We start from the raw sequence: 13,005 nt of genomic DNA, 5'->3' as shown, positions 1-13,005 counted from the left end.
ATTACTGTTGCATGGCACCGCTTCATCCTGTTAAACTGCCGCGAAAACGCCCGCCTCGGCGGAGCCTTCCGGCGGTCCCATGCCTCGTAATACTCTCCTCAATATCGTCTTTTTGGTCCTGTTATCGGCTGTTTCCGCCTTCGGCGGACCTGTCGAGGAATGCCAGGAGTTCGCCGCCTATGGCGTTCCCGGGCAAAGCGGCGATATTCTCTGCCGCAAAGGCTACCTGCTGAGCCACGATGCCCTGAAAAAGACGCCAGTATGGGTCGTCGAGAGGATGACCAGGGAGCGGCTGAAGGCGAAGCTCAAGCGCGCCAACAACTTCCGTCCCGATGCCGATCTTCCCAAGGGGGAGCGCGCGGAACTCTCCGACTACAGGGGCTCTGGCTATGACCGGGGGCACATGGCGCCCGCCGCGGACATGGCGTGGGATGAACAGGCCATGTCGGAGAGTTTCTACCTCTCCAACATGGTGCCGCAGGCCGGCGAGGGGATGAACCGCGGCATATGGGCCGACCTGGAAGGGAAGGTGCGCAAGTGGGTGGAGAAGCGGGGAGAACTCTACATCTACAGCGGGCCGGTCTACAGCGGGGCCTTGAAGACCATCGGCCGCAACCATGTCGCGGTGCCGTCCGCGCTGTACAAGGTGATCCTCGATCCGGCCCGGCACGAGGCGCTCGCCCTGATCATGCCCAATGAAGCGTTGGACACCCGGGACATGCCGAAGTACCTGGTCCCGGTGCGCGAGGTGGAGAGGCAGACGGGGCTCGACTTCTTTTCCGCCCTCCCCAGGGAAGAGCAGGACAGGATCGAGACTCCGGCCCCTGCGGCGCTCTGGCAATAACGTGAACTAGCGCTTCAAGGTTGTGCCGATAAACTCTGCAGCATCCATTTTTAGCCGTACCAGTGAGTCTTCCTCCAGGTACATCATGTGTCCCGACCGGTACCGTTTCACGGAGATGTTCTGGCGCAAATCTCCTCCCAGCCCCAGGTGTGACAGGGTGTAGTCGGTGGCGAAGTGCGGGGTGGCCAGGTCGAACAGGCCGGAGGCCACGAGGACTTTCAGGTAGGGGTTCTTCACCATGGCGTTACGAAGGTTTTCCCCGGTGTCCGCGTAGCTGTTTTTCGCCTCCCAATCCCAACGGCCGATGCCGCCCCCCAGCACGAAATACTCCAGGTCCGACTGGTAGCCAAGCTCCTCCCGCAGGTAAGCGTTCACCGCGCTGGTGAACGGGGGGCGAATGGTCGCTATGGTCGCATCGAACGCCAGGTGTTTGCCTGGCTCGGGGTTCTCCGCGTTGAACCTGCTGTCCATCAAGCCGACGATGCGCCCCTCGCCGCGCAGCAACTCCTTGGCGAAATCCCTGTTGTCTACCCGCAGGTTCCGGTTCTGGACCAGGTTGACGCTGAGCCCTGTGAACCGGGCCAGCTTCTCCGCTATCTCCTTGCGCTCCGCCGCGGTGAGCCGGTCCCCTTTGTTAAGTGCCCAGAGATACTCCGTCGCCGCCCATTGCTCGGCCTGCGCCAGGGTGCGGTCGAGGTCGGCCTGCATTTCGGGTGCGAGCTTGTGGTGATACCAGGCCGTCGCCGTGTAACTTGGCAGGAAAAGCTGGTAGGGGAGTTCATTGCCGTAATCGAAGGAGATGGTCTGCATGTTGAGGACGCTGGAAACCAGGATCAGCCCGTTCAGGGCGACACCGTGCTCCGCCAGGTATTCCGCAAGTCCGGCACTACGGAAAGTCCCGTAGCTCTCGCCCACCAGGAAGACCGGTGCGTCCCAGCGCCCGTTGCGGGTAAGGTAGAGCCGGATGAAGCGCCCCAGGGAATCTATGTCGGCCTGCGCGGCGAAGAATTTCTTGGTGAGGTCGGGTTTGACGGCGCGGCTGTAGCCGGTACCCACGGGATCGACGAACACGAGGTCGGCGACGTCGAGCCAGCTGGAAGCGTTATCGACCAGGTGGAACGGGGGCTGCGGCATGTTGCCGTCGGCAAGCATCTGGACACGCCTTGGCCCGAGCGCCCCCAGGTGCAACCACACGGAAGCGGCGCCGGGACCGCCGTTGAACACGAAGAGCAGGGGACGGGGTTTGGCCGGGGACGGTTGCTGCACCCGGTAGGAAACGTAGAAGATGTCGGCCTCGGTTTCACCGGCGTCATTTTGCACCGGCAGCGTTCCGGCACAAGCCTGGTAGGAGAGCTCTTTACCGCCGATGCGGGCCTTGTGGCTGGTCACCACGGCTCGCTCCGTTGCCGAAGGCTTCGCTTGCGGTTCCTGTTCCGCGGTTTGCGGCTTGCTCGCGGGAACCTGAGGAGCGGCAAACGAAGGGTGGGCTAAGGCAAAGAGCACGGCGGGGACAATCAGTAATGACCTGAACAAAGGGATACCCTCCGGATACGCAGATAACAGGATACGACACAGAGGATACTATCTGAAGGTGCGGGCCAGGTCAAACTCAAGTACAGCTCTGCGATCATGCATGTAAAAAAGCACCCTGCCGGGAGACAAGGTGCTTTCGAAGAACCATGATGAGAATCGGTCAATAGGCGACGTAGGGTCCGGTGCCGAGAACCGATGTCTCGTCTTCGATGCCAAAGGCGACGCTGCGCCCCATGAAGAAGGGGAGTCCCCAATCGAATCCGAAGCCGGATGGCCCGCCGATGTCTCTGAACACCCTGTTGGGGCTGCTCAGCAGGGTGTTGAAATTGGAGATGTTGAAGCTCACGTTGGAAACGGGTGTGCCCGTGGCCCCCACGTTGGTCGCCAGCAAAGACCGGGTCACGGGGGGGCAGTACCAGTCGGTGTTGGGCGACGGGCATACCGGGAGCACGCCCGGGTCGGTATCGGGGAAGAACAGGCCGTTGGAACCGGTATCCGCGAAGCCGTTCGTGGTCACGCCGTTGAAGACGGTGGTGAAGTCCCCGGTGGAGTCAGTTCTCAGGACCACCGGGCCGGAAAGGGTATTGTTGGTGCTGGTGCCGATGCCAAGAACGACCGATCCGTCCAGCGACGGTACCCCGCCGATGGGGACCGACGGCATGCTCACGATCAGCCCGTTATTGTCCACCGGCAACACGGCAACGGGGTTCTGGACCTGGTCGGCCAGAGGGACCGTGGTTCCGACGCAGGTTGCTCCGGTGCAGCTGTAATATACGCCGTTGGCCGCGGTGAAGACGCAGCCAAGGCCGCAATCCTCCTTGAAGACCCCGACACCGAGGATCCCCGCGAAGCCCGAGGAGACCGGGGTGGGATCGGCGTTTGAGCAGGGGAGGGGGAGCGAACCGAAGCTCGAATTTATCACCTGGATCGGGACCGGTACGAACGGCTCATTCCCCAGTTTCACCATGGCCGACTGGATCGGACCCCACAGGGAGCTGCCGTCGGCGAACTGGACGCAACCCGTGAGAGAACCGGCGCCGCTGGCCACCGGCGGCAGGGTCAGGTTGGGAATCGCCTGCTGGAAGACCCGTAATCCATAGCTGCCGGTGTCGAGCAGGATGTCGTTCACCGTCTGGCAGACGGAGAGGTCCGGGGTGCAGATGGTGACGCTGACGCAGGCCTTGTTGAGGTAGCTTCCCGCGGAGCAGAGCGATCCGTTCACGGTCAGGGGCATGACGTTGGCGGCGGGGACGGATGCCGGCGTCGTGGTGAGGTTGGTGGACCCCGTTATCGCTCCCAGCGTCGCCGTTACGGTGGTACTTCCCACAGAAAACGCGGTGGCCGCCCCCCTGGTTCCCGTCGCGTTGCTTATGGTCACTACACCCTGACTGGAGGAACTCCAGGTGACTAGGCTGGTGATATCACGCGTGCTGTTGTCGGAGTAGGTGCCGGTAGCGGTGAACCGCCCGGTCGCGCCGACGGAGAGTGTGGAATTGCCCGGTGTTACCGATATCGACCTCAGGACCGGTCCTTTGTTCCCGCCCCCGCCGCACCCCGCCAATGAGACCAGTACAGCTACCACGATCATGACTGCCGTCAGGTTAACGGATCTCATCGAGGCTCACTCCTTCGGGCAGGAGCCCGGGAAGATAGGCCCGCCCTTGCAGATTGCGCATGTGCCCCCAGGTTTCCACCACCAACCGCTCGGTCGTCACCCGGGCTCCCCTGCGTCCGGACTGGCGCGCGTTCCGCGAAAGTCCTTTACGGTAGTCGTCGTGATAGTTGCCGAGCAGCACCTGCAGGTCCGGGTGAACCAGGCCGTTCCAGGCCACCGCGAACACGACGCCGGAAGGGGCGACGTACTCCCGCACCGTAGTGGCCGTGGCCCCTGACGCGATGGACTGAACGCGGTACCTGGCCCGGTTGGTGGATTTCTGGAGCACACCGGAAAACTTTTTCGTGTCCCTGGCGATGGTGTCGGCCGGTTCACCGAGAGTCGCTTCAGCGACCCCGAACCGGCAGGAGATGACCAGCGCCAAACAGAGCGAGATAAGACAAAGTCGTGGCATCATCGATAGTCCCCTGTGCAGCCCGGAATTTGCTATCCCAAGAAACAGGGTGACATTCTATCAACGATTGAATTTTTTTCTTAACGATTACTAATTTTTTTGGATAAAAGCGGTGGGCGGACCCTGGGCTGGAAATAACTTCGCCGCCGGGAGGTCCCAGGCGGCGAATGGTGTAACGGTGAGCGGTGCGGCTTGAAGGCGAGGAAGATTACTTTTTCCCTTTCTTGCCGAGCTCGGCGGCAACCTCGTCGCTGATGTCTTTGGGTTTCACCTTCTCATCCGTGAAGAGAACCCCTTTTTCCTCGACCACCAACAGGTAGCCGTTAGCCCTGGCGTAGTCACTGGCTGCCTTCTTGATCATGCCTCCGATCTCGTTGGTCAGCTTGTCCTGCAACTTGTTCACCTCCAGCTCGCTGTTGCGTGCAAGCTTCTGGTATTCTTCTACTTTTTTCTGGAACTCTGCCGCCTTGGCGGCGCGTTCCTTCTGGGTCATGGTGGGGAGCTTCGCCTCGATGGCGGCCTTTTGTTTCTCGAGCTGCTTGGTCTTGGCGTCGAGCTTGTTGCGCAGTTGCTCCGACTTCTTCTTTAACGACTCGCTCGCGGCCTTTCCCTCCGGAGATTCAGCGGCTACCTTGGCCATGTCGATGAAAGCGACCTTGATCGTGGCGGAGTTCGCCTCGTCCTTGGCGGGGGGAGCGGGGGCGACTACCGCTGCAGGTGCCAGAGCCGGAGCTGCTGCAGGTGCCGCGGCAGGTGTCGCAGCCGGGGCTGCAACGGGGGCGGCATCCGCTGCGAAGCCGTTCGAGGCGATGAGAGAGGCGAGTGCGGAGCCGATAAGAAGCGTCACAAATCTTGTCATATGATCATCCTTTGTTTGAGTAGTGGTGACTGCGACTGGAGAGCATAAAGCCTTTGTTACGCTTTGGCAATTAAAAGAAATGTGGCGACGGGCAGGGAGGAGTCCGCCGAAGTTTGAAATTTCACGGGAATTCAGCCCCATAAAGGCTGTTGACTCGTATACGCAGTCGCTGTTACCATGCGCTCCACTCAAGAGGAGTCACCAATGACCGATATGCTACAGAAGTTGCAATCCGCGATCTCCGAGGACCCGGACGGGGCAGAGCTGCTGCGCGAGGCATTGCAAGAGATCCGCGAGCTGAGAAAGCAAAGGGATGCCCTGGAGGAGATCCTCATCGTGCTGTCACGCACGGAGCTGCCGTGGGATGAACACGGCAACCCTACCGGGGGGCTGCCGCACTTCAGAGAACGTTACCTTAACGCGGTCCACGAAGCCGCCGACCTGCTCGGGTTGGAACTGCGCAGCACCATCACCAGGACCGAACCCAGAACCTGAGAGCGCCCCCCCGGTATCTTCCCCCACCCCTTACCCTCCCGCAGGGGAGGAGAGCAACAGCGAGCCCCTTTCCCGATAGAAAGGGAACGGGCACGCCGAGTATGGAGCATACATGCCTACCAACATGATGGAATGGGGATTTGTTCTCGTTTTTTTCCTCCTGCCGGGGACTCTCGGTGCCTGGGTCGCCTACACCAAGGGACGCAACCCGCTGCTGTGGTTTCTGCTGAACGGGTTGTTCGCTCCCACGGTGATGATCACCTTTTTTCAACGCCCGCTCCGCACGGTAGAGGGGCATTACCGGCAATGCCCAAAGTGCGGCGAGTTCAGCAAATGGCGCGAGACTTCATGCAGGTTTTGCGGCACCGGGCTTAGCTGAGGGGCCCCATGTTATTCCGCAAGCAGCCTGATTTCGGGAAGCTTCTGCGTGAACTGGGCGCATTCAGCCGCAGGGACGTGACCCAGGGGGTGAAGCTGGCGACCTACAAGAAGTCAGCCCACTCCCTGTTGAAAAAAGATCCAGCTTCCGCTCATGTCCTGCTCGGGCTGGTCGCGTGCCTGGAGCACGACATCACGACGATGCACGCCCAGTACCTGAAGGCCATCGAACTGTCCGAGTCCCACCTCTTTCTGATGTACTACGCCTTTGCCCTGGAAAAATCCTGCCTCTGGAACGACTCCGCGAAGTACACCCTGCTCGCGCTGGATCGCGCCCCCCAGGAATCGAAGTTACTGAACGCCGCCATTGGCATCACGCCGTTGACTGGAAGATTCTCGCTGCTGAAGAAACTTTTGGCCCAGTGGCAGGAGAGCCACGAGGGAGTGCGCCACCCGCGGCAGGGGGATTATGAGGCGGTGAGCGAAGCCCTGGCCAAACACGGGCTGGCGGAGCAGGACCTGAAGGGCGTCCTTGCCGCCATCGGCACGGCCTTTTCCGAGACGGATGCCATACTGCTGCAGTACCGTTACGAGATTGTGCGCGGCAAGGACGCCTCGTTCATCCACTACAGTTTCGTGCTCCCGGACAGCCTGGTCGCCTCCTACTACGAGGATCTCATCGCGGACAAGCTGGCTGCCACGGCCTGCCATCCCCGTGTTTTCGACGCGTTCTCCTTTTCGGTGGAGAACGGCACCGTCTATGAGCTGTACGACTGGATGGAGCGGGAGCTCGCCTCCAGCGCCGACACCATCAAGGTGCCGGACCCGGATAAGATGAAGCTGATCGAGGAGTTGATCAGGGGCGTGGAGGTCTGACCATGGTGAGTAACGAGTCGCGCATCCGCTTTCATGCCGCCTTCGAACAGGTGCTGGACGAACTGATCGCCGTGGTGGCCAAGGAGAAGGAGAGGAATCCGCAGACATATAAGAACTCGCCCCAGGCGAAGCTCCTGGCGCGCGTGTACCGGGCGATAAAGGACGAGATACCCGCAGACCCGCAGCACGCCTCGTACTACCAGGGAGAGGCGGAGGGACATGCCTACCGTCAATGGCGCAGGGCGAAGCCAACCTGCGAGCACCGGCTTTTTTTCAAGTGGGACAAGGAGACCAATGCCATCATCTATGCCTGGCTGAACAGCGAGGTGAGCCTGGTGAAATACAAGAGCCACATGGACGCCTACCGGGCGTTCAGGGGGAAGCAAAGGTGACACGGGGGAATCGCGGGGGGGGAGCTGTAGGGGCGAATAATCATTCGCCCTGCCTTTGAATGGCGAGGGCCGCGCAATAACCTGCGGGGACCGGCAGGTCGGTGATAGCCCACCGCTTCACCTCTTCCGGCCCGACCCAGTGGGCCAAAAGGGCAGGCGGCTCACCCGGTGCAAGCGACACGTCGAACGCGGTCGATGGGAGGGAAAAACCCGTCCCCATCCCCTTCAGGTATGCTTCCTTCCTGGTCCAGCAACGGTAGAACGCGTCGAGTTGCAGTTCCGGGTCCAGCCCGAACAGCTCCTCGCGCTCCCGCAAAGAAAAATAGCGCTCCGCCATGGGGCGAAACGCCAGGTCCTGCCGTACTTCTTCCAGGTCGACTCCTATCTCCGCGCCGTAACAGACCGCGACCAGCAACTGCCCTCCGGAATGCGAAACATTGAAGTGCAACCCGCCGGTTCCCCGGTGTGACGAGAGATACGGCTTCCCGAACACCCCCTCCAGGAACTCGATCCTTCCAGGTTCCCCGCCGGTAAGCCCGGCCAGGATCTCCCGTACCAGCCCCCGCCCGACCAGGAATTCCTCCCGCTTGCCGGGATCGAGCAGCCTCGCTCCACGTCTCAGCTCGGCGTCGTTCAAATAGCCGGTCAGACGCACCTTCTCGTGTTCCGGGCGCAGCAGCGGTTCGAGCCGGAACTGCGCGTGCACCGCCTCGAGTCCGGCAACCGCAATCAAGCCCCTGCCTCGAACGACGCGCGCAGAAGCCTTAACCCTTCCTGTATGGAGATGCGGGGGAAATAGCCGAGATCCCTGCGCGCCGCGGAGATGTCGAACCAGTGGGAGGTGGCGAGTTCCTTTGCGACGAAGCGGGTCATGGGCGGCTCCCCGCGAAGCCTGAGCGATCTCCAGGCGATTTCACAGGCGATCCCTGCGGCGTAGGCCACTCCGGCGGGGATGGTGCGGGTGACGGGGGGGACGCCGGCGGCTTCCAGGATGGCGTTCACCATGTCCCACAGAGGAACGGGTTCGCCATTGGAGATGAAGTAGGCCTTCCCCGCCAGCGGGGCTTCCGGCGCGAGGCGGTCCGCCGCGTTCAGGTGCGCCTCGGCGGCGTTTTCCACGAAAACGGTGTCAACGAGGCAGGCGCGCGTGCCGATGCGCCTCAAGGCGCCGGCGCGCCCCTTGGCTACTATGCGCGGCACCAGGTGGTTGTCGCCCGGTCCCCAGATAAGGTGCGGCCGCAGCGATACGGTAGACAGCGTGCGCGAGTTGGCGGCGAGGACGGACTTTTCGGCCAGCGCCTTGGTGTGCGGGTAATGCGCCTCGAAGTGGGCGGGGTAGGGGAGCGACTCGTCACCTCCCTCTACGTCGGAGCCGTCGAAGACCACGCTGGGCGACCCGGTGTGGACCAGCCGGGCGATGCCGAGGATGCGGCAGGCCGATACGACGTTCTCGGTCCCCACCACGTTGGCCAGGTAGTACTCCTGGAAATCGCCCCAGATCCCGGCCTTTGCCGCGACGTGGAAGACGACGTCACACCCCTTCGCCGCCTCGACCACCGCGTTCAAGTCGGAGAGGTCGCCGCGGCGCTGCTCGACCCCCAAAGCGGCAAGTCCGGGATACTCGCCACGCGAGAAGCTGACCACCTGGTCACCGCGGGCGCGCAGTTGCCGCACAATGGCCGACCCCAGAAAGCCGCCCCCTCCGGTGACTAGCGCGCGCATTTCAGGCTCTCCGCGGCCCATACCGCCAGCTTTTCCCTGAAGATCTTCGCGTTGTGGCGGATGTCCACCGGGAAGGCGGGATGGAACAGGAATGTCTCGATGGCCCGGGTGTGGATGTGCTCCTCCGCCAGCGATTTCAGCTCGGTACGGATCTGCTCCTGGTCGGCCTTGACGTTCTTCTCGAGCTCGATGCAGATCACGGGTGTCAGCGCCCCCGGCTCGCCTACGCCGACGAGGGCGGAGCGGAACACGGCGGGATGGGTGTTGAACACCGCCTCGCAGGGGATGGTGTAGAGAGGACCGGCCTCGGGTTCCACGCGGTGCGACTTGCGGCCGCAGAACCAGACGCGCCCTTCTTCGTCCATGCCGCCCAGGTCCCCCATCCGGTGGAAGAAGGAGCCCGTCGCCGGGTCGATGATCTTGGAGAGGTGGTCGGATTCCGGGCGGTTGTAGTAGCCGCGGGTCACCTGCTCTCCCTGCACCACGATCTCGCCGATCTTGCCGGCGGGGACACGCAGCGAATCCTCCCATCCGCAGATCGGGTTGTCGGTGATCTGGACGATCTCCAGGCGAATCCCCTCTACCGGGCGGCCGACGCAGACCCCGCCGCCGGAATCGGTTATCTTGCGGGTCTCCTGCAGGATCTCGGTGCTGCCGATGGAGCAGACCGGTAGCGCCTCGGTGGCGCCGTATGGGGTGAATACCTGGACGCCCGGGTTCAGGAGGGTGGTGAATCGCTCCAGCACCGAGGCCGGGACCGGCGCGCCTGCCGAGATGGCCCGGCGCAGCGTCGGCAGCTTCACGCCGTGCTCCACCCCGTAGCGTCCCACCCGGTTGATGAGCGCGGGAGAGCCGAACATGGTGGTCACGCCGTACTCGTTGATCGGCCCCACGATCTTGCGGGGATCGACCGAGCCGGGACGGGTGAAGTCCATTTCCGGGATCACGGCGGTCATGCCGAGTGCCGGCGCGAACAGCGCGAAAAGCGGGAAGGTGGGGAGATCGATCTCACCCGGCTCGATGCCGTAGACCACCTTGAGCGCCTTTACCTGCGCGGAGAAGTTGCCGTGGCTGTAGATGGCGCCCTTGGGGATCCCGGTGCTGCCGCTGGTGAAGAGGATGGCGGCGACGTCGTCCTTCTGGGTAGGGGCAAGGGTGAAGGGGGATTCGTCCTGCTGCTCGGCGATGATCTTCGCCAGCGTGGTCCCCTCCCAGAACAGGCGCGGCCCCACCGTGACGCAGGTGCGGATGGTCTCCTTGCCCCAGCCGAAGAGCTTGCGCGCGACGTGCGCTTTCGGGATGCCGATGAAGGCGTGCGGCTCCGCCTCGGAGAAGCACTGCTTCAGGTTCTTGATTCCCAGCCCCGGGTCGATGAGCACCGGCACCGCGCCGATCTTGAAGAGGGCGAAGGTGAGGGCGAAGAATTCCGGGCTCGGCGTCACCATGAGCACCGTGCGCACGCCGCTGCGGATGCCGTTGGCGATCAGCCCACGCGCGATCCGGTCGCTCAGGCGGTTCAGTTCGGAGAAGGTGAGGCTCCGCTTCCCCTTGGGGAAGATGATCGCCCTGGTCTCCGGCTGGCGCCTGGCCATTTCCGGCAGGTGCGCTGCTATGTTGACGAAGTCGGTCTGGGACATGTCTTAGGCGATCTCCCGGGTTCCGGTCTGCTGCAGGAATTGGGCGATGAGCGGCACCACCTCGTCTTTCATGTCTTCGAGGATATAGTGCCCGGCGTCGGCGTAGCTCTTCACCTGTGCCTTCGGGAAGCGCCGCTTCCATTCAGCCAGGAAGGTGGTGTCGAACACGAAGTCGAGTTCCCCCCAGAAGATGGCCATGGGGAGGTCGCGGAAACGCTCCAACCCGGCGGCGATATCGCTCACCAGGTCGTAGGTGCGATCACCGGGCCCCAGCGGGATATCCTGCACGAAGCGCAGCGTGGCGATCCGGTTCCGCCACGAATCGTAGGGGGCGCGGTAGGCCTGCATGAGCTCCCGCGGCATGGGGTTCTTTTTGCAGCCGACGATGGAGGCGCCGACACTGAAGGCGTTGAACCCGCGCACCAGCAGGGTGCCGAGCAGCGTATCGCGGCAGATCTTCAGCCCCAGCGGGAAGGTCTTCTCCTTGGGGAGATGGAACGCGGCGGTGTTGAGGACGACGATGCGGGCGATCCGCTCGGGGTGGCGGCTCGCGTACCCCATGCCGATCATCCCACCCCAGTCGTGCACGACCAGGGTGATCTTCTCGTCGAGGTCGAGGGAGTCGATCAGGCGCTCCAGGTCGTCGATGCGGCGGGAGAGGGTGTAGTCGTAGCGGTCGTCGCCCGGCTTCTCCGAGAAACCGCAGCCGATGTGGTCCGGCACTATGCAGCGGTAGTTGCCGCGCAGCGCCAGCACCAGGTTCCGGTAATAGAAGGACCAGGAGGGATTGCCGTGCACCATGACCACAGGGGCGCCCGCACCCTCGTCGAGGTAATGGTAGGAGAGGCCGTCGAGGTCGAGGGTGCGGCCGGTGAAGGGGTAATATTTTTTCACGGCGTCTCTCACCAGTCCACTCCCAGCATCAGGCAGTTGAGCCCGCTCCCGATTCCCAGCAGGGCGACCCGGTCGCCGGCGGAAAGCACCTCGCGCTCGTCGGCGAGTGCGGCGGTCAGCGGCAGGGACACCGTCCCCATGTTGCCCAGGAACTCGTAGCTGGTGAAATCCTTTTGAAGCGAAATGCCGAGGGTTTTCAGGATGGCGCTCTGGTGCGCGCTCCCCACCTGGTGGCAGATGACGCGATCCACGTCGGTTTCCCTCCATCCCACCTCGGGGAGGAATTCCTCCCAGGTGCGGCGCCCCAGCTCCACGCCGAAATTCATGACGCTCACCGCGTCGGTGCTCATGGACTGCTCGTAGCCACCCTTGCCGTCAGGGGTGATGCCCCACAGGCACAGGCCGTGGTGTTCCGGCGCCGCCTGGGCGATGCCGCCGCGCAGCCGCCTGCGGCCGGACTTGGAGAAGGAACCGTCGGTAAGGAGCACCGCGACCGCGCCCGAGCCGCCGGTGAGGGTGGCCAGAGAACTCGCGAAGTTCTCCATGCTGCGGTCCTCCAGCATCTTGGCGATCATGACGTCGTTGATGTCGCGCGCGCTTTCGCAGGAGACCACTAGGCCCGCCCGGATCTGCCCCAGTTCGATGCGGTTCGCCACCTCAAGGATGCCGTTCAGAACGCCGAGGCAGGCGTTGGACAGGTCGTAGACAGCGGCGTTGCCCGAAACGCCCAGCCCCGCGGCGACGCGGCAGGCGGTGGCCGGTTCGAAGCGTTCGCGGCAGACGCCGGTGTAGAGCAGGGCGCCGATCTCATTGGGGGAGATGCCGGCCGTTGCCAGCGCCTTCTTCCCGGCGGCAATGGCACCCTTGGAGAGCTGGAATCCCGGCTCCCACCAGCGCCGCTCGCGGATGCCGGTCAGCGCCTGCAGCTGTCCCGGGGTGAAATGCAGCGACTTGTAAAGCGGCTCCAGCCGCGCCTCGAGCTCGTCCGAGGTTACCACCACCGGAGCCAGCTCATAACCGAAAGACTCGATATATACCTTGGAATACTTCATCAATCACCTTAAGAAACGGAAGCTGAAAAACTAAAAAGCATGACCGCTGAGGACACGGAGTCCGCAGAGGGCACAGAAAAAAAATGATGTCAAACCGCCTGCTGCATCTTCCCCTGCACCGTCCATCCCCTATCCCTCTGGGAGAGGGTGCCCGCAGGGCGGGTGAGGGCGGCGCCACGGAGGGAGATGGTCGCCATGTAACGCCCTCACCCCAACCCTCTCCCGGGGGGAGAGGGAGTGTGGAGTGGAGGGAA

14 protein-coding genes are annotated in these 13,005 nt (G+C 63.0%); 5 read left to right on the top strand and 9 right to left on the bottom strand.

All coding sequences use genetic code 11. The features are described 5' to 3' along the window. Positions 1–79 precede the first annotated feature (79 nt). A complete protein-coding gene (locus KP001_RS05745; protein ID WP_217288599.1) occupies positions 80–844 on the top strand; it encodes a DNA/RNA non-specific endonuclease in 765 nt (254 codons plus the stop codon). A gap of 6 nt (positions 845–850) precedes the next feature. Here the strand turns inward: KP001_RS05745 and KP001_RS05740 are convergent, their stop codons facing one another. The 4 genes from KP001_RS05740 to KP001_RS05725 form a co-directional block, all read right to left on the bottom strand. Then, positions 851–2,236, bottom strand: coding sequence for a S10 family peptidase (locus tag KP001_RS05740; protein ID WP_239027906.1), 1,386 nt, complete (start codon positions 2,234–2,236; stop codon positions 851–853). Between the two features lie 301 nt (positions 2,237–2,537). Beyond that, positions 2,538–3,992 carry a DUF3443 family protein gene (locus tag KP001_RS05735; RefSeq protein WP_217288597.1) on the bottom strand — a complete coding sequence of 485 codons (1,455 nt, stop codon included), beginning with the start codon at positions 3,990–3,992 and terminating at the stop codon, positions 2,538–2,540. Continuing rightward, positions 3,979–4,446 carry a DUF2844 domain-containing protein gene (locus tag KP001_RS05730; protein WP_239027905.1) on the bottom strand — a complete coding sequence of 156 codons (468 nt, stop codon included), beginning with the start codon at positions 4,444–4,446 and terminating at the stop codon, positions 3,979–3,981. Before KP001_RS05730 ends, KP001_RS05735 begins: the two co-directional genes overlap by 14 nt. 208 nt (positions 4,447–4,654) lie before the next feature. Further along, positions 4,655–5,305, bottom strand: a complete 651-nt coding sequence (locus KP001_RS05725) for an OmpH/Skp family outer membrane protein (protein WP_217288595.1) — start codon at positions 5,303–5,305, stop codon at positions 4,655–4,657. A gap of 204 nt (positions 5,306–5,509) precedes the next feature. On the opposite strand from KP001_RS05725, the gene KP001_RS05720 reads away from it, so the two are divergent. The 4 genes from KP001_RS05720 (at position 5,510) to KP001_RS05705 (ending at position 7,446) form a co-directional block, all read left to right on the top strand. Further along, complete coding sequence (locus KP001_RS05720) at positions 5,510–5,800, top strand: hypothetical protein (protein WP_217288594.1); 291 nt, start codon at positions 5,510–5,512, stop codon at positions 5,798–5,800. Positions 5,801–5,912: 112 nt separating this feature from the next. After that, positions 5,913–6,179: a zinc ribbon domain-containing protein gene (locus tag KP001_RS05715; RefSeq protein WP_217288593.1), complete on the top strand. Its 267-nt coding sequence runs from the start codon at positions 5,913–5,915 to the stop codon at positions 6,177–6,179. A gap of 8 nt (positions 6,180–6,187) precedes the next feature. Further along, the gene (locus tag KP001_RS05710; protein ID WP_217288592.1) at positions 6,188–7,054 is read left to right on the top strand and encodes a hypothetical protein; all 867 of its coding nucleotides are present in this window, start codon (positions 6,188–6,190) and stop codon (positions 7,052–7,054) included. 2 nt (positions 7,055–7,056) lie between these two features. After that, the gene (locus KP001_RS05705) at positions 7,057–7,446 is read left to right on the top strand and encodes a type II toxin-antitoxin system YhaV family toxin (RefSeq protein ID WP_217288591.1); all 390 of its coding nucleotides are present in this window, start codon (positions 7,057–7,059) and stop codon (positions 7,444–7,446) included. Between the two features lie 40 nt (positions 7,447–7,486). Here KP001_RS05705 and KP001_RS05700 read toward each other — a convergent pair whose 3' ends face one another. Genes KP001_RS05700 through KP001_RS05680 form a run of 5 tightly spaced genes read right to left on the bottom strand, consistent with a single transcriptional unit; the run spans position 7,487 to position 12,751 of the window. Next, positions 7,487–8,179, bottom strand: a complete 693-nt coding sequence (locus KP001_RS05700) for a 4'-phosphopantetheinyl transferase family protein (RefSeq protein WP_217288590.1) — start codon at positions 8,177–8,179, stop codon at positions 7,487–7,489. Further along, positions 8,176–9,168: an NAD-dependent epimerase/dehydratase family protein gene (locus KP001_RS05695; RefSeq protein WP_217288589.1), complete on the bottom strand. Its 993-nt coding sequence runs from the start codon at positions 9,166–9,168 to the stop codon at positions 8,176–8,178. The genes KP001_RS05700 and KP001_RS05695 overlap by 4 nt, the downstream gene beginning before the upstream one ends. Next, complete coding sequence (locus tag KP001_RS05690) at positions 9,156–10,805, bottom strand: fatty acid CoA ligase family protein (RefSeq protein ID WP_217288588.1); 1,650 nt, start codon at positions 10,803–10,805, stop codon at positions 9,156–9,158. The genes KP001_RS05695 and KP001_RS05690 overlap by 13 nt, the downstream gene beginning before the upstream one ends. 3 nt (positions 10,806–10,808) lie before the next feature. Then, positions 10,809–11,699, bottom strand: a complete 891-nt coding sequence (locus KP001_RS05685; RefSeq protein WP_404813599.1) for an alpha/beta fold hydrolase — start codon at positions 11,697–11,699, stop codon at positions 10,809–10,811. Between the two features lie 8 nt (positions 11,700–11,707). Beyond that, on the bottom strand, positions 11,708–12,751 hold the full coding sequence (locus KP001_RS05680; protein ID WP_217288586.1) for a 3-oxoacyl-ACP synthase III: 1,044 nt from the start codon (positions 12,749–12,751) through the stop codon (positions 11,708–11,710). Positions 12,752–13,005 lie beyond the last annotated feature (254 nt).

This window comes from Geomonas subterranea (genome assembly GCF_019063845.1).
Lineage (GTDB): Bacteria > Desulfobacterota > Desulfuromonadia > Geobacterales > Geobacteraceae > Geomonas > Geomonas subterranea.
This window is presented reverse-complemented; position numbering and strand designations above follow the sequence as displayed.